The organism is Sinomonas atrocyanea (genome assembly GCF_001577305.1).
Classification (GTDB): domain Bacteria; phylum Actinomycetota; class Actinomycetes; order Actinomycetales; family Micrococcaceae; genus Sinomonas; species Sinomonas atrocyanea.
Genome location: NZ_CP014518.1, coordinates 1,593,307 through 1,609,195 on the forward strand (window position 1 = coordinate 1,593,307; position 15,889 = coordinate 1,609,195).

Genomic DNA, 15,889 nt, shown 5'->3' on the forward strand with positions numbered 1-15,889 from the left:
CGGGACGGGTCAGCCCGCGGTGCCCCGCTCGAACGCGTCCGGGATGCCGTCGCCGTCCGCGTCGCCGGTCGCGACCGACTCGGCGGCCTCCACGCGCCGGTAGTGCCGGTTGCGGGCACGGAGCACGACGGCGGCGAGCAGCGCCGCCGTCACCGACCCGGCGAGGATCGCGGCCTTGGCGTGCTCGCCGTGCGGGGAGGCGGGGCCGAAGGAGAGCTCGGAGATGAGCAGGGAGACGGTGAAGCCCACCCCCGTGAGCAGCGCCAGGCCCGCGAGGTCGATCCACGCGAGGTCCGAGTCGAGATCGGCGTGCTGGCTCTTGGCCACGAGCCAGGTGGCGGAGAACACCCCGGCGGCCTTGCCCGCCACGAGGGCCGCGGCGATGCCGAGCGCCACCGGATCCTGCAGCGCGGAGACGAGGCCGTCCCACCCGCCGATGGCCACGCCCGCGGAGAAGAAGGCGAAGACGGGCACCGCCACCCCGGCCGAGAGGGGCCGGAGCCGGTGCTCGAAGATCTCCGCGAGGCCCGGGCCCGCCTCGGGGCCGCCGTTCTTCGCGCTGCGCAGCACGGGCACGGTGAAGGCCAGGAGCACGCCGGCGACCGTCGCATGGATGCCGGAGGCGTGCACGAGGGCCCACGTCGCGAGCGCGAGCGGGACGAGCAGGTACCAGGCGCGGACGCGGAGCTGGACGAGGACTCCGAACGCGGAGAGCGGCACCAGGGCTAGCAGCAGGTAGGCGGGCGCCAGGTCGGAGGAGTAGAAGAAGGCGATGATGGCGATCGCGAGCAGGTCGTCCACCACGGCCAGGGTCAGCAGGAAGGTGCGCAGCGCCGCGGGCAGGTGGGTGCTGATCACGGCCAGGACCGCGAGGGCGAAGGCGATATCGGTCGCCGTCGGGATCGCCCATCCCTTCAGCCCGTCGGAGCCCGCGGCGAGGTTGACGCCCACGTAGACGAGCGCCGGCACCGCGACCCCGCCGAATGCCGCGACCACGGGCACGAGCGCCGCGGAGGGCCGGCGCAGGTCGCCGGCCACGAACTCGCGCTTGAGCTCGAGCCCGGCGACGAAGAAGAACAGGGCGAGCAGGCCGTCGGCCGCCCACGAACCGACGCTGAGCTCGAGGTGCCACGGTGCGTAGCCGAGCCGCGCGTCGCGCAGGGCGGTGTAGGCCGGCCCGGCGGGGGAGTTGGCCCACACGAGCGCCGCCACGGTCGCGAGCAGCAGCAGCGCGCCGCCCACCGTCTCCTTGCGGAGGATCTCGGCGATGCGGCGGTACTCGGGGTAGGTTCCGCGGCTGAGGGTGGAGGCCAGCGGACGACGGCGCGGGGCGGGCTGCGGCACGGATTCATCCCATCGGTCGGGGGTCTCCTCGCGGGGAGGACTGTCTCACGCCGACCAGACTTCCCGGCACACCTTCATCCATTCTAGGGGGACCGGGGTCCGGGAAGCAGAACGGCGCCCCGGCCACCCGCAGCAGCGGGCGGCCGGGGCGCCGTCGTGCGCTCTGTGCCCCGCCGTCCCGGGCGTCCCCCGCCCCGGAACGGCCAGGAGGCTCAGGAGAAGAGCGTCCTGATCCCGATCACGGCAACCGCCACGCCGAGCGTCACCGAGATGGACACGAGCAGCAGGTGGACGGTCATGAACCGGGTGGCCCGGCCCTGCTCATCCTTGGCCCGCGGATCCTTCATGATCCGGCGGAGGAACTGCGGCCACACCACGAGGTTCCACACGCCGGCCACGATGAGCACCCAGGAGAGGGCGACCGGCAGCTGCATCAGTTGATCTCGCCGGCCAGCCAGGCCTCGGCCTGCGTCGCCTGGAGGTTGAGCGCCTTGCCGACCATCGGCTCGGCGGCGGAGGCGATCTTGCCGCCCAGGAGGGGCACCGAGGAGCTCACGGTGCCGTTGAGCTCGATGCGGGTCGCGCCGCCGTCGGCCGCGAGGCGCTGAACGGCCGCGACGTCCACCGGCGCGCCGGCAACCTTGACCTTGATGTCGGCCTGGCGGGAGCCGTCGGCCTCGGGCGCGCCCCAGACCTCGGTCTGGGTGACGTTGACGTACTCGCCGACGACCTTGCGGGCGATCTCGGGCAGGCGCTGCGTGGGCAGCTGGCGCACGACCGTGGCCGTGAAGGCGCCGGCGACGTCGCCGTCGACCGCGAACGACTCGAGGCGGCCGCCGACGAGCTCGCTCACATGGCGCTGGAACGCCTCGTCCGCGAACACCGCCGCAACGCGGTCGACGGGGAAGTTGAGGGTCTGGCTGGCTGACAGTGCCACAGGGGTCCTTCCGTAGGAGGCTGGGGTTTGGCGGAACGAATGCGGTCCCGGCACAGGCACGCGGGGGCGCGCGCCGAAGACCATCCTAGGGTGCCGTGGGGCGGCGCCCGGACGCGGGCTGCGGCGCGGATGCGGGCTGCCGGCGCTGCACGAGCACCGCGACCGCGGCCCCCACGAGCGCGCCGAGGCTGTTGGCGAGGATGTCCATCAGGGACGCCGTCCGCTCGGGCAGGAACAGCGCCTGCGCGGTCTCGGCCGCCGCCGACGCCGCGACCCCGGCGAGCACCGCGGCCCACGGCCGTGCGCCGAGGAGCACGGCCAAGAAGCCGAACGGGACGAAGAACGCGACGTTGGACGTCCACTCGAGCTGGGCGTAGCCGAGCCAGCGGGGGAGCCCCTGCGCATGCAGCCACAGGAAGACGGCCTGGATCGTGCCCGCCTCCGGCCGGTCCACGGGCGAGGGCCACAGGACCACGAGGGCCACCCCGGCCAGGTACAGCACCGCCGCGGCCGCCAGGGCACGCCGCACCCCGGGCCGGAGTGAGGGGGTTCGGGGCACGCGCTGGACCATCCCTCCCATGCTACGGGCGAACGCGGCCCGCCCGCGCGCGGCGCATTGGCTAAGCTGGGACAGCCCCCGGCCTCGCAGAGTGTCGGGGCTGTTGTGCTGTCGTGGCGCGCGGCCCGCTGACGGAGCGCGCGAGTGAGGAGCCAGAAGTGTCTGTTGACGTGCTGCGCCCGGCGAGCCGCGAGGGCGCCCCCATCCTCGAGGGCCTGCGCCGTGCCGTCGGGGAGGACGCGAGCGTGGCCCGGCTCCGCGAGTACGCCTCCAAGCCGGCGGCCCGCCGCAGCCAGGACCTCCAGGTGGTCGCGCCCACCGGGCTCCGGCCGGTGGTCGTCGCCGAGGTGGTCGAGGCACTGCCGGAACCGGGCGCCGTCGTGCTCGCCGTGACCGCGACCGAGCGCGAGGCGGAGGACCTCGTCTCGGCGCTGGGCGCCTACGTCCCGGCCGAGTCCGTCGCGCTCTTCCCGAGCTGGGAGACCCTCCCGCACGAGCGGCTCTCGCCGCGCTCGGACACCGTGGGGCGGCGGTTGGCCGTCCTGCGCCGCCTCGCGCACCCCGCGGCCGCGCCGGCCGACGGCGGCGGCCGGGCCACCGGAGAGCTCAGGGTCGTGGTCGCGCCCGTGCGCGCGGTCCTGCAGCCGCTCGTGGCTGGCCTCGGGGACCTCGAGCCGGTCTCCCTCGCCGTCGGGCAGGACGCGCCGTTCGACGACGTGGTCCGAGCGCTCGCCGACGCCGCGTACGCCCGCGTCGACATGGTCAGCCACCGCGGCGAGTTCGCCGTGCGCGGCGGCATCATCGACGTCTTCCCGCCCACCGAGGACCACCCCGTCCGCGTCGAGTTCTTCGGCGACGAGGTCGAGCAGATGCGCTGGTTCGCCGTCGCCGACCAGCGCTCCCTCAGCGGGCCCACCGTCCACCACCCCACCGCGCTGTTCGCCCCGCCCTGCCGCGAGCTGCTCATCACCCCCGCGGTCATGGGCCGCGCCGCCAGGCTCAAGGGGCGGCTGCCCGCCGCGGCGGACATGCTCGAGAAGATCGCCGGCGGGATCGCGGTCGAGGGCATGGAGTCCCTCGCCCCGCTCCTCGTGGACCGCATGGTCCCGTTCATCGGGGAGCTCCCGGCCGGGTCGGCCGCGCTCGTCATGGAGCCGGAGAAGGTGCGCGCCCGCGCCCACGACCTCGCCGCGACCAACGAGGAGTTCCTCGCCGCCGCGTGGGCCACCGCGTCCGACGGCGGCGCCGCACCGCTCGACGTCGCCCTCGCCGAGGCGGGGGAGGACTCGGGCGAGCACGCCGGCCGGCTCGAGGACGCGAGCTTCGCCACGCTGGGCGAGGTCCGCTCCGACGCCCAGGAGCGCGGCGTCACGTGGTGGTCGCTCACGTCCCTCGGCGTGGACCAGGAGACGGTCCTGGACATCGACGTGGTCACCATCGCCGCCCGCGAGCCCCGCGGGTACCAGGGCGACGTGGCCGAGATGATGGAGTTCATCGGGGGCAGGGTGCGGGACGAGTGGCGGATCGTCGTCGCGACGGACGGCCCCGGGCCCGCCCAGCGCCTGGCCGAGCTGTTCCACGACGCGAACATCCCGTGCAGCCGCATCGACGGGCTCGACCGCGCCCCCGACCCCGGCATCATCGAGATCACCAAGGCACCGGCCGGCAAGGGCTTCGTGCTCGACGGGCTCAAGCTCGGGCTCCTCACCGAGGCGGACCTCCTCGGGCGGGCGAGCGCGGCGGGGACCCGCGACATGCGCAAGATGCCCTCCCGGCGGCGCAACGCCGTCGACCCCCTCTCGCTCACCGCGGGGGACTTCGTGGTGCACGAGCAGCACGGGATCGGGAAGTTCGTCGAGCTCGTGCAGCGCAAGATAGCCGGAGGCGGACACAGCGCGGGGCAGGGCGCGGCCGGTGCCGCGCCGACGCGCGAGTACATGGTCCTCGAGTACGCGCCGGCCAAGCGCGGCGCGCCGGGGGACCGGCTCTTCGTGCCCACCGACCAGCTGGACCAGGTGACCCGGTACGTGGGCGGGGACACGCCGTCGCTGTCGAAGATGGGCGGGGCCGACTGGGCCTCGACCAAGTCCAAGGCCAAGAAGGCGGTCAAGGAGATCGCCGGGGAGCTCATCCGGCTCTACTCGGCCCGCATGGCGTCCAAGGGGCACGCGTTCGGGCCCGACACCCCCTGGCAGCGCGAGCTCGAGGAGGCGTTCCCCTACGTCGAGACGCCGGACCAGCTCACCACGATCAACGAGGTCAAGGCGGACATGGAGCGCGAGGTCCCCATGGACCGCCTGGTCTCCGGCGACGTCGGCTACGGCAAGACCGAGATCGCCGTCCGGGCCGCGTTCAAGGCGGTCCAGGACGGCAAGCAGGTGGCCGTGCTCGTGCCGACCACCCTGCTCGCCCAGCAGCACTACGAGACGTTCTCGGAGCGGTTCTCGGGCTTCCCGGTCCGCGTGCGGGCGCTCTCGCGCTTCCAGACCGGCACGGAGTCCAAGGAGACGCTCGAGGGGCTCAAGAACGGCTCGGTCGACGTGGTCATCGGCACGCACCGGCTCCTGTCCAAGGAGGTCCAGTTCAAGGACCTGGGCCTGGTGATCATCGACGAGGAGCAGCGCTTCGGCGTCGAGCACAAGGAGGAGCTCAAGAAGATGCGCACCAACGTGGACGTCCTCGCGATGTCCGCGACGCCCATCCCGCGCACGCTCGAGATGTCCCTCACCGGCATCCGCGAGACCTCCACGCTCGCCACGCCGCCCGAGGAGCGCCACCCCGTCCTGACCTACGTGGGCCCGTACACGGACAAGCAGGTCTCCGCCGCCATCCGCCGCGAGCTCATGCGCGAGGGCCAGGTGTTCTTCGTGCACAACCGCGTCTCCTCGATCGACAAGACGGCCGCCGCGATCCGCGAGCTCGTGCCCGAGGCGCGCGTCGAGGTGGCCCATGGACAGATGTCCGAGTCCCGGCTCGAGAAGATCATCGTGGACTTCTGGGAGAAGCGCTTCGACGTGCTCGTGTGCACCACCATCATCGAAACCGGCCTCGACATCTCCAACGCGAACACGCTCATCATCGACCGCGCCGACTCCTATGGCCTCTCCCAGCTGCACCAGCTGCGCGGCCGGGTGGGCCGCGGGCGCGAGCGCGCGTACGCGTACTTCCTGTACCCGGCGGAGAAGCCCCTCGGCGAGGTCGCCCTCGAGCGGCTCAAGGCGGTCGCGGCGCACAACGAGCTGGGCGCCGGCATGCAGCTGGCCATGAAGGACCTCGAGATCCGCGGCGCCGGCAACCTCCTCGGCGGCGAGCAGTCCGGGCACATCCAGGGCGTGGGGTTCGACCTCTACATCCGGCTCGTCGGCGAGGCCGTCGCGGACTTCCGCGGGGAGGGCGAGGAGAAGGCCGCCGAGATGAAGATCGAGCTCCCGGTGAACGCGCACCTCCCGCACGACTACGTGCCGGGGGAGCGGCTCCGCCTGGAGGCCTACCGCAAGCTCGCTGCCGCGACGGACGACGCCGGCATCAACGAGGTCATGGAGGAGCTCACGGACCGGTACGGCGAGCCGCCCGCCCCGGTGCAGAACCTCGCGGCCGTGGCACGGTTCCGGGTGCGGGCCCGCGCGGCGGGCCTGACCGACGTGGCGCTCCAGGGGAACATGGTGCGCTTCGCGCCCGCCGACCTGCCCGAGTCCAAGCAGATGCGCCTGACCCGGATGTACAAGGGGGCCCAGTACAAGCCGGCGCTCAACGCCGTGCTCATCCCCAAGCCCAAGACCGCCCCCATCGGCGGTGCCGACCTCGCCGACGGGGAGATCCTCGCCTGGGCGGACCAGGTGGTGGAGGCCATCTTCGCCCCGGCCCCCTCGACCACCCCCTGAAGACCCGCCCACCCCGCCCCGCAGACCCCCCCGTTTCGGGTACGCATCTCGTCGGGTTTCCGCGGTTTCGGGTACGAGCCGCCGAGCCGCCGTCAGCGCCAGCCCTGTGACGTCAGGGCGGCGACGACGCGGCTGACGATGTGCGCCTCGCCTCTGACGAGGTCCTCCCGGGTGAGGATCACCTGCGCCCAGCCGGCCGCCACGGTCCTCCGGTTGCGGCTGCGGTCCCATTGCTGCTGCTCGGGGTCAAGGTGGTGCTCGCCGTCGTACTCGATGGCCACGCGGTAGCGGGCGTTGCCCAGATCGACCCACAGGACCTTGCCCCAGGGGTCCACGACGACGCAGTTGGGTTTGAAAGGCGGCAGGCCCGCGCGCTCGAGCATGAGCCGGATCCGCGTCTCCTGCGGCGAATCGGCTCCCACGGCCATGAGCTCGAGGGCGATCCGCGCCCTCCCGAGGCCGGGGACCCGGCGCTTGCCGCCAACATAGGCGCGCAATTGGGCGAGCGTGACGATCGCTGTGCGCGGATGGATCCCGCGCTGGTGTTCCGAGACCAGGTGCTCGCCGGCAACGATGACGTCGTCCATGGTCAGCTGACGGACCCCGCACAGGTCGAGCCAGGTCCGCTCAGCCGTGGTGACCCTCGTGCCGCCGAGCATCATCACGTCGTCGGCACCGAGGCGGACGCGGTGCCCGCGCACCTCGAAGCGCCGGGGCTGGCCGAGCCGCTCCTCCGGGCCGCCGGACCGGGCGAGATCGATCTGGGACGTGTCCTGGGCCCACGCGGGCAGGGGGATGCCGTGGAGGAGGGAAGCCGTCAGGTGGCTGACGGAGGTGGACTCGTGCAGCCGCGTGTAGGGGGCCGCCCGGCTCAGAAGGTCCTCGCGGGCGTCGAGCGGCCTGCGGATGCCGCGGCTCGGGATGATGATGCCGCCGCCGCGCACCCTGCCCGGCCCGAGCTCCGACTCGAGCCCGTCGAGCAGGGTGAAGGAGGCCGTGGGGAGCCGGTCAGCGGAGCCTGTGCTGTTCGTCACCTCACCATTGAGCCACGGACGACGGCGATGCCTCCTGAGTTATCCACAGGCCTTTCGTTTCGGGTACAGACAGCTGCCCGCCTGCGGTGCTCCTCGGAGCGGCAGGCGGGCAGAGCGTGTACCCGGAACGGCGAGGGGACGACGAGATGCGTACCCGAAATGCCGATAGGGCGACGAGATGCGTACCCGAAACGGGGGGGGTAGGCGGGGCGGGGTCAGCGGCGGTGCTGCTCGCCCGTGGTGTTCTTGGCCATGAACGTCATCGGGATCCCGAACGCCGCAGCGAACAGGAAGATGAGGGCCGCCATGGGCCAGACGTTCGTGAAGTCGAGGAACTGCACGAGGTACAGGCCCAGGAGGAAGAGGACCATGAAGATCACGAAGAGGATGATGCTGCCGCCGAGCGGGTTCGGCTCGAGCGGGCGGTTGTACTGGTCGTCGTCAGACATGTCTCTCCTGTGCGCTGCGTCTAGTAGCCGCCGGCGCCGCTGGTGCCGCCGGTGACGATGGCCACCCCGGAGCTGGCTCCGATCCGGGTGGCGCCTGCTGCAATCATAGCCCGGGCGTCGTCCGCGGTCCGCACCCCGCCGGACGCCTTGACGCCGAGGTCCGGGCCCACCGTGGCGCGCATGAGCGCGATGTCCTCGACGGTGGCTCCGCCCCCGTTGAAGCCCGTGGAGGTCTTCACGAAGTCCGCCCCGGCCTCGACGGCGGCCTCGCACGCGAGGACCTTCTGCGCATCGGTCAGGAGCGAGGTCTCGATGATGACCTTGAGGATCGAGGAGCTGCCGTGCACGGCCTCGGCGACCGCCTGGATGTCGTCGACGAGGGTGCCGCGGTCGTTCGCCCGCGCGGCAGCGATGTTGATGACCATGTCGACCTCGTCCGCGCCGTCCAGCGTGGCGCCGCGCGCCTCGAAGACCTTCACGTCCGTGGGGGTCGCCCCGAGCGGGAAGCCGGCCACGGCGCACGTGAGCACGCCCGAGCCGCGCAGCGCCCGCGTCGCCGTCTTGACCCAGAGCGGGTTCACGCACACCGACTTGAACCCGTACTTCACGGCCTCGCTGCACAGGGTGAGGATGTCCGCCTCGCTGGCCTCCGGCTTGAGCAAGGTGTGGTCGATGTAGCCGGCAAGGTCCGCGGGAGTCAGTGCGGGCTCGGAAGACACGTCGGCGTCCTTTCGCTTGGGTCATCCCATACTGGCACATCGGCTACTGGCACTCGGCGCGGGCTCTCCGGCCGTGCAGCATGAAGCAGAAGGTGGCCTGAGGTTGGGAGCAGTGAGCGGGGGAAGCCGACTAGAACGAGCACCCCGCGCGTTGGCGCTGGCACGGCATTGCTCTGCTAGCGTCTAGTTGGAGGGTTGACAGGCTTTCCCTTAGTGGTGCGTCGTTGGCGAGGAGGGGCTGTTGGCACAGGAACTAGGGCATTCAGCGGGTCTCCCACGACGGCGGAAGCCCAGTATCAATGATGTCGCCAAGATCGCCGGTGTCTCGTATCAGACCGTCTCCCGAGTCATCAACAACGCCCCGGACGTGAGTGCGGCGACCCGGGATCGGGTGCTCGGCGTGATCAAGGAGGTCGGCTACCGGCGCAATCGGACGGCCACCGCGCTCGTCACCAGTCGCTCGACGGTCATCGGGATCCTTACGGACGGCTCTCCTCGCTTCGGACCGGTGGGCACTCTCATGGCACTTGAGAGCCTCGCCCGGCAGAACGGCTACGCATCGACGGTTGTGACCGTTGAAGAGCCCTACGAGGAGAGCGTGCCGAAGGCGCTCAATGCCTTGGACGACGTGGGTGTCGACGGCATCATCGTCATCGCGCCACGCCTCGCCATGGCTGCTGCCGTGTGGAATGCCGACTTCCGGGTGCCGGTCGAGATGATCGCCGCCGGGGCCTCGTCCACGCCGAACGTCTTCACCTACTCAGAGAACCAAGAACTGGGCGCCCGCATGGCGACCCAACACCTCATCGACCTCGGCCACACGGACATCGCTCATATTGCGGGGTCGATGGAGTGGTTCGACGGCCGCGTCCGCAAGCGCGGCTGGGAGGCGGCGATGCGAGACGCCGGCCTGGAACCCGGGCTGTGCGTGGAGGGCGACTGGAGCCCCAAGTTCGCCTACGAGACTGGCCTGCGCCTGGTCTCAGAGGGAAGAGTGCCGCAGGCGATCTTCGCCGTGAGCGACCATACGGCGCTCGGCCTCATCCGGGCCTTCGCGGAGAACGGCGTCCGCGTTCCAGAGGATGTGAGCATTGTCGGCTTCGACGACGTCGAAGGCTCAGACTATTTCCTTCCGCCGCTGACAACCGTGCGACAGGACTTCCCGGCGCTCGCGCAGGCCAGCATCGACGTGCTCTTGGGGGCCGTCGAGGGGCGCGAGGTCGACAGGACCCCGAGTGTCCCGACCCTCGTCGTGAGGGCGAGCGCCATCCCAGCGCGTCTTCGCCAGACCAGCCCTCAAGCCCTATAGAAACCAGAGCGACGAGCTCCTGGCCCTCCTCCGCAGGCGGGGGCCGGGCGTCTGGGCCCACCCCGCGTTAGGGGAATCCGTTGGCAAGTTCCAAGTGATGCTTGACACATGCGACCGTGAACGTTCACGATAGTAGGACCGTGAACGTTCACGGGAATCTCAACGAAGAGGAGGAGCCACGGTGAAAGCCGACAAGTCGGTCCAGTCCCTAGGGCTCCCATCCAACGTCGGCGTGGGCCAGGTCGACGCTGGGCAGTGGGCCCACGCAAGCCAGCTGCTGTCCGCGGCCCAAAGCCCGGGCAACGATCTTGCCAAAGGCGTGGAGGCGTTCGTACCCCGGAACTCCTCGGCGGTCGTGGGCGTCGTCCACGACGGAACCCTGTGGGCGAGCCTGGTCGTCACGGCGGATGGATCAGGCTGTCTCGCAGCGGTGGGCACTGTGGACCCGGATGGCCTGGAACCTTCCGTTGACTTGGCCGGCATCTCGTCGGAGGCGGTCGCCTGGGTCCAGGGACACTATGGCCGCTGCAGCCTCGGACTCTTCTTCGACAAGCCACAGGCTGCGGCGTTCCTGAACGCCTCGGACAAGGCTGCCGCCATCCGAGCAGCCTCGACTGCCGGCGGACTCATGCTTTCGCCTGTCCCTCCTGCTCTGGCGCTTGCCCTCGCCTGAGCGGCACCAGCCGCATCCGCGACCCGAGACCCAGAACGTCCAGGGAATTGCCCCGCGGACAAGCACCACCCTTCCCTTCCCTTCCCTTCCCTTCCCTTCCCCGACAGGACTGGAGAACATCATGATTCGCAGAACAGCGTTCCTCGCAGCGGCCGCTGCTATCACGCTGGCCGCCGCAGGGTGCGGCAGCTCATCGACGAGCGCCGCCGGAGGAACCGACTCGGCCGTCTCGCAGAAGGCCGAGACTGCCCTCAAGCAGGTCACAGGTCAGGTGCTCAGCAAGGGTCCGAACGGCGAGACTCCGTCGCCCGCTTCGGCCACGACGCTGTCCTCAGATGAGATCGCCAAGGTCAAGGCCATGGGTGCCACCGCCGCGATTGTCATGCACTATGGCGGCAACGACTGGGCCACAGCCCAGATCGCCGGTCTCAAGAGCGAGTTCGAGAAGCTGGGCATCAAGGTCATCGCCACGACGGACGCCGACTTCAAGCCGGACAAGCAGGTCTCCGACCTCGAGACCGTCATGACCCAGAAGCCGAGCATCATCGTCTCGATCCCCACCGACCCCGTTGCGACCGCGACGGCCTATCGGAAGGCCGCTCAGGCCGGGGCAAAGCTGGTCTTCATGGACAACGTCCCGCAGGGTTTCGTCGCGGGCAAGGACTACGTCTCGGACGTCTCCGCGGACAACTACGGCAACGGCGTCGTCTCCGCCCACGAAATGGCCAAGGCACTCGGCGGCAAGGGCAAGATCGGCGTCATCTTCCACCAGGCAGACTTCTTCGTGACCCAGCAGCGCTACCAGGGCTTCAAGGACACCATCGCCAAGGACTACCCGGACATCCAGGTCGTCGAGGAGAAGGGCATCGCCGGCCCCGACTTCGCCGGCGACGCCCAGGCTGCCGCGAACGCGATGCTCAGCAAGCACGCCGACCTCGCCGGCATCTGGGCCGTGTGGGACGTCCCTGCCGAGGGTGTCATGGCCGCGGCCCGTGCAGCAGGCCGCCAGGACCTCAAGATCGCGACCGAGGACCTCGGCAAGAACGTGGCCATCGCTCTCGCGAAGAACGACCTCGTGGTCGGCCTCGGCGCCCAGGTGCCCTTCGACCAGGGCGTGACGGAGGCCCAGATCGGTGCGGGGGCGCTGCTGGGCAAGAAGGAGCCGGCCTACGTGGCGCTGAGCGCCCTGCCCGTGGACCACTCGAACGTCCTGGACGCGTGGAAGCAGGTCTACCACGCCGACGCCCCGGCGGACCTCCAGAGCTCGTACAAGAAGTAGCGGGCCAGAAGCAGCAGAAGCAGTCGGGCGGGGGCTCAGACCCCCGCCCGGGAGGGACAACCCATGAACACGCCAGACAATGCCGTCGAGATGCGGTCCATCTCCAAGGGCTTCAACGGGGTTCCGGTCCTGAAGGAGGTTGATTTCGAGGTCCGCAGGGGCGAAGTCCACGCACTTGCGGGCGGCAACGGCGCCGGCAAGTCCACCCTCATGAAGATCCTGCAGGGCGTCTACCATGCAGACGCCGGCGAGATCCTCATTGACGGGAAGCCGGCCGCCATCAATTCCATCCAGGACGCGAAGTCTGCGGGGATCGGAATGGTCTTCCAGGAGTTCAGCCTCGTGCCGAGCCTGACCGTGGCGCAGAACATCTTCCTCGCCTCCGAGCCGCTGGCCGGCGGCTTCATCGACGACCGCGAAGCAGTGCGCCGAGCCAAGAAGATCTTCGACGAGATGGAGGTCAGGGTCGATCCCAAGGCCGAGGTCTCCCGCCTCGGCACGGCGTACTGGCAGCTCACGGAGATTGCCAAGGCGCTGTCTCAGAACGCGAAGGTGCTCATCATGGACGAGCCGACCGCGAGCTTGGCCAGGCATGAGACCGAGGCGCTCTTCGAGCTCATCGACCGTCTCAAGGCGCGGGGCATCTCGATCATCTACATCTCACACCGTATGGACGAGGTGTACCGGATCGCGGACCGCATCACGATCCTGCGCGACGGCCGACGCCTGCTCACCGAGCCGCTCTCCACCGTGACGCCCGAGCAGATCGTCGAGGGCATCGTGGGCAAGAAGATCGAAGGGCAGCTCGCGTACCGCGAACGGGAGCACACGGTGCACGACGGCGTCCCCCTCCTTGAGGTGCGCGGGCTCACCTCCGGCCCCAAGGTCCGGGACATCTCCTTCGTCCTGCGGCCCGGAGAAATCCTCGGCCTCGCAGGCCTCATGGGCTCCGGGCGCACCGAACTGGCCCGCGCCCTGTTCGGCATCGACAGGGCCACCAGCGGCGAGATCCTCATCAAGGGCAAGAAGGCCATCATCGGCTCGCCCAAGCAGGCGATCGCCGCCGGGCTGGCCCTGATCCCAGAGGACCGGCGTGCCCAGGGCCTCGTCCTGGAGCACTCGGTGCGCGACAACCTCCTCCTGCCCCTCCTCGGCAACATCAGCCGCGGACCGCTCTTGGACATCGGCGAGGGCAAGAAGCTCTCGTCCTCGCTCATCGAAAAGCTCGCGGTGAAGGTGGCCCACCCGAATCGGCCCGTCAGGCTCCTCTCCGGCGGCAACCAGCAGAAGGTGGTCATCGCCAAGTGGCTGGGCACCGACCCCGAGGTGCTCATCCTCGACGAGCCGACGGCCGGCGTCGACATCGGCACGAAGAGCGAAATCCTCGACATGATCCGGGATCTGGCGAGCACCGGCAAAGCGGTGATCGTCATCTCCTCCGAATACCCCGAACTCCTTGCGGTGAGCGACCGAGTCCTCGTCCTCAAGGAAGGTTCCATCATCCATGACCTGCCTCGCGGCGACATCGCCGACGAGGAGTCCCTCCAACTCGCAGTCCAGGGAGTCTGACATGAGCAAGACAGCCCCCGCGGCCACCATCGAGTCGCCGATCTCGCCGAGCTTCGGCGAGAAGCTGAGGAAGCTCGACTGGCGCCGCTACGTCATCTACATCGGCTTCGTCGTGGTCTTCGCGTTCTTCGCGATCCTCCTCCACGACCAGGGTTTCCTGTCGGCGGTCAATCTGCTGAACATCTTCCGGCAGACCGCGACCATCACCGTGATCGCGGTCGGGATGACCTACGTCATCTCGTGCGCCGAGATCGACCTCAGCGTCGGATCCACGGCCGGCCTCTCGAGTGTCGCCACCGCCATGGGCATTTCCCAGTGGGGTCTCGTGCCGGGCATCCTGGCCGGCCTCGCCATGGGCGTGATCGTCGGTGCGATCAACGGCGGTCTCGTAAGCCTGCTGGGCATTCCCTCGTTCCTCGTGACTCTGGGCATGATGGGCATCGCCGTCGGCGCCGCCCAGTGGGCCACCGCATCGGCCCCGCAGCCGATCCTCGACGACACCTTCAACACGCTCTTCGGCTCGGGGAACATCGGCCCCATCCCGGGCCTGGTCCTGTGGTCCGCGCTGTTCGTGGCGGTCGGCGCCGTCGTGCTGTCCCGCACCAAGTTCGGCCGGCAGGTCCTCGCAACCGGAGGCAACCGCACTGCAGCCGACTTCACCGGCATCAACACCAAGCGCATCAAGTTCCAGGTCCTGCTGATCTCGGGCATCGTCGCGAGCATCGCGGGCATGCTCTACGCTGGCCGCCTCCAGTCCGGACGCTTCCAGTGGGGCACCGGGGACGAGCTCTCGGCCATCGCCGCGGTGATCCTCGGCGGGACCAGCCTGTTCGGCGGCTCTGGCACTGTGATCGGCACACTGTTCGGCTCGCTCCTGATCGGCCTCATCAACAACGGCCTGATCCTCGCGGGACTCGACAGCAGCCAGCAGCAGGTCGTCCGCGGCGCGATCATCATCCTGGCCGTCGCCCTGGCCCGGAAGAAGTAGCCATGGCCGCCGTACTCCGCTCCGGGATCATCGGCACGGGATTCATGGGCGAGGTCCACGCTCACGCCGTGCGGGCCGCGGGCGGCACCCTGAGTGCCGTCGCGGGCCGAACGACGCAGAGTGCGGAGCGCGCAGCGGCCATGCTCGGCGCGGCCCACTCGGCAGCATCGCCGGAGGACCTGATCGATCGCGACGACGTCGATGTCGTGCACATCTGCAGCCCCAACACGACGCACGCCGAGTATGCGGAGCGGGCTCTCGCGGCCGGCAAGGCAGTCGTGTGCGAGAAGCCCCTCGCGACCTCGGTCGAGGATGCCGCGCAGCTCGCGGATTTGGCCCACCGCCACGGAAGCGTCACGTCGGTGCCGTTCGTCTACCGGTTCTACCCTGCCGTCCGAGAGGCGCGGAGCCTCGTCCGCCGCGGAGACCCAGGCCGTCTGTGGCTCCTGCACGGCTCTTACCTGCAGGACTGGCTCGCCAGCCCCCAGACGACGAACTGGCGCGTCGACCCGGCTAGGGGAGGGGCGTCCCGGGCCTTCGGCGACATCGGCGTGCACTGGTGCGACCTCATGGAATTCGTCACCGGGCAGCGGATCACGCGGCTCGTCGCCTCCACATCGCAGGCCTTCGCGGAACGGCTCGGCGATCGAGGTTCCTCCCCGGTCGCCACCGAGGACGGCGCGACTGTGCTGTTCGAGACCGACCAGGGAGCAACCGGATCAGTCGTAGTCAGCCAGGTCACCCCGGGCCGGAAGAACCGGCTCTGGTTCTCCTTTGACGGGACCGATGCCTCCCTGAGCTTCGACCAGGAGCAGCCAGACACACTCTGGGTGGGACGGACAGCGGCCTCCACCCGTGTGGCCGCAGGCCGCGACACCCTTACCACCGAGGCCGGGAGGCGGTATGCCCGGCTCCCCGCCGGCCACCCGCAGGGCTATCAGGACAGCTTCAACGCGTTCGTCGCGGATGTCTATGACGCTGTGCGCGGCAACGCACCCGACGGGCTGCCCACCTTCGCCGACGGGCTCCGCGCGGCCCGGCTCACCCAGGCGATCATCACCTCAGCCCAGAGTGGCGGATGGGTCGCGACTCCCCTGCAGGATGAGCCGGCCCGCCGCGCTCACACCACCATCTGAAAGGGCCACAGC

14 protein-coding genes are annotated in these 15,889 nt (G+C 70.1%); 7 read left to right on the forward strand and 7 right to left on the reverse strand.

Annotation, left to right across the window (positions count from 1 at the left end; genetic code table 11):
• Positions 1 to 9: 9 nt before the first annotated feature.
• From nhaA to SA2016_RS07375, 4 genes are all read right to left on the reverse strand, one after another.
• The gene (nhaA, locus tag SA2016_RS07360) at positions 10 to 1,344 is read right to left on the reverse strand and encodes a Na+/H+ antiporter NhaA (RefSeq protein ID WP_066497006.1); all 1,335 of its coding nucleotides are present in this window, start codon (positions 1,342 to 1,344) and stop codon (positions 10 to 12) included.
• A gap of 212 nt (positions 1,345 to 1,556) precedes the next feature.
• Positions 1,557 to 1,778, reverse strand: a complete 222-nt coding sequence (locus SA2016_RS07365) for an SCO4848 family membrane protein (protein ID WP_066497007.1) — start codon at positions 1,776 to 1,778, stop codon at positions 1,557 to 1,559.
• On the reverse strand, positions 1,778 to 2,281 hold the full coding sequence (locus SA2016_RS07370; RefSeq protein ID WP_066497008.1) for a DUF2505 domain-containing protein: 504 nt from the start codon (positions 2,279 to 2,281) through the stop codon (positions 1,778 to 1,780). Before SA2016_RS07370 ends, SA2016_RS07365 begins: the two co-directional genes overlap by 1 nt.
• An 85-nt stretch (positions 2,282 to 2,366) precedes the next feature.
• Positions 2,367 to 2,840 carry a VanZ family protein gene (locus SA2016_RS07375; protein ID WP_169803058.1) on the reverse strand — a complete coding sequence of 158 codons (474 nt, stop codon included), beginning with the start codon at positions 2,838 to 2,840 and terminating at the stop codon, positions 2,367 to 2,369.
• A 158-nt stretch (positions 2,841 to 2,998) separates the two neighbouring features.
• Here SA2016_RS07375 and mfd point away from each other — a divergent pair, with 158 nt between their 5' ends.
• Positions 2,999 to 6,721: a transcription-repair coupling factor gene (gene mfd, locus SA2016_RS07380; protein WP_229710846.1), complete on the forward strand. Its 3,723-nt coding sequence runs from the start codon at positions 2,999 to 3,001 to the stop codon at positions 6,719 to 6,721.
• Between the two features lie 92 nt (positions 6,722 to 6,813).
• Here mfd and SA2016_RS22190 read toward each other — a convergent pair whose 3' ends face one another.
• The 3 genes from SA2016_RS22190 to deoC all read right to left on the reverse strand — a co-directional run bounded on the left by SA2016_RS22190 (position 6,814) and on the right by deoC (position 8,923).
• On the reverse strand, positions 6,814 to 7,755 hold the full coding sequence (locus SA2016_RS22190) for an endonuclease domain-containing protein (protein WP_066497012.1): 942 nt from the start codon (positions 7,753 to 7,755) through the stop codon (positions 6,814 to 6,816).
• Positions 7,756 to 7,970: 215 nt separating this feature from the next.
• Positions 7,971 to 8,204, reverse strand: a complete 234-nt coding sequence (locus tag SA2016_RS07390) for a hypothetical protein (protein WP_066497014.1) — start codon at positions 8,202 to 8,204, stop codon at positions 7,971 to 7,973.
• A gap of 20 nt (positions 8,205 to 8,224) precedes the next feature.
• Positions 8,225 to 8,923: a deoxyribose-phosphate aldolase gene (deoC, locus tag SA2016_RS07395; protein WP_066497016.1), complete on the reverse strand. Its 699-nt coding sequence runs from the start codon at positions 8,921 to 8,923 to the stop codon at positions 8,225 to 8,227.
• A gap of 241 nt (positions 8,924 to 9,164) precedes the next feature.
• Here deoC and SA2016_RS07400 point away from each other — a divergent pair, with 241 nt between their 5' ends.
• The 6 genes from SA2016_RS07400 to SA2016_RS07425 all read left to right on the forward strand — a co-directional run bounded on the left by SA2016_RS07400 (position 9,165) and on the right by SA2016_RS07425 (position 15,877).
• Entirely contained in the window at positions 9,165 to 10,232 is a 1,068-nt protein-coding gene (locus tag SA2016_RS07400; RefSeq protein WP_229710847.1) for a LacI family DNA-binding transcriptional regulator, read from the forward strand.
• Positions 10,233 to 10,413: 181 nt separating this feature from the next.
• Positions 10,414 to 10,905 (forward strand): hypothetical protein, encoded by a 492-nt coding sequence (locus tag SA2016_RS07405; protein WP_066497018.1) that lies wholly within the window; start codon positions 10,414 to 10,416, stop codon positions 10,903 to 10,905.
• A 121-nt stretch (positions 10,906 to 11,026) separates the two neighbouring features.
• Positions 11,027 to 12,184: a substrate-binding domain-containing protein gene (locus SA2016_RS07410; RefSeq protein WP_174835388.1), complete on the forward strand. Its 1,158-nt coding sequence runs from the start codon at positions 11,027 to 11,029 to the stop codon at positions 12,182 to 12,184.
• Between the two features lie 63 nt (positions 12,185 to 12,247).
• Complete coding sequence (locus SA2016_RS07415; RefSeq protein WP_066497020.1) at positions 12,248 to 13,753, forward strand: sugar ABC transporter ATP-binding protein; 1,506 nt, start codon at positions 12,248 to 12,250, stop codon at positions 13,751 to 13,753.
• Position 13,754: 1 nt separating this feature from the next.
• On the forward strand, positions 13,755 to 14,741 hold the full coding sequence (locus SA2016_RS07420; RefSeq protein WP_066497022.1) for an ABC transporter permease: 987 nt from the start codon (positions 13,755 to 13,757) through the stop codon (positions 14,739 to 14,741).
• A gap of 2 nt (positions 14,742 to 14,743) precedes the next feature.
• The gene (locus SA2016_RS07425) at positions 14,744 to 15,877 is read left to right on the forward strand and encodes a Gfo/Idh/MocA family protein (RefSeq protein ID WP_066497023.1); all 1,134 of its coding nucleotides are present in this window, start codon (positions 14,744 to 14,746) and stop codon (positions 15,875 to 15,877) included.
• Positions 15,878 to 15,889: the final 12 nt, after the last annotated feature.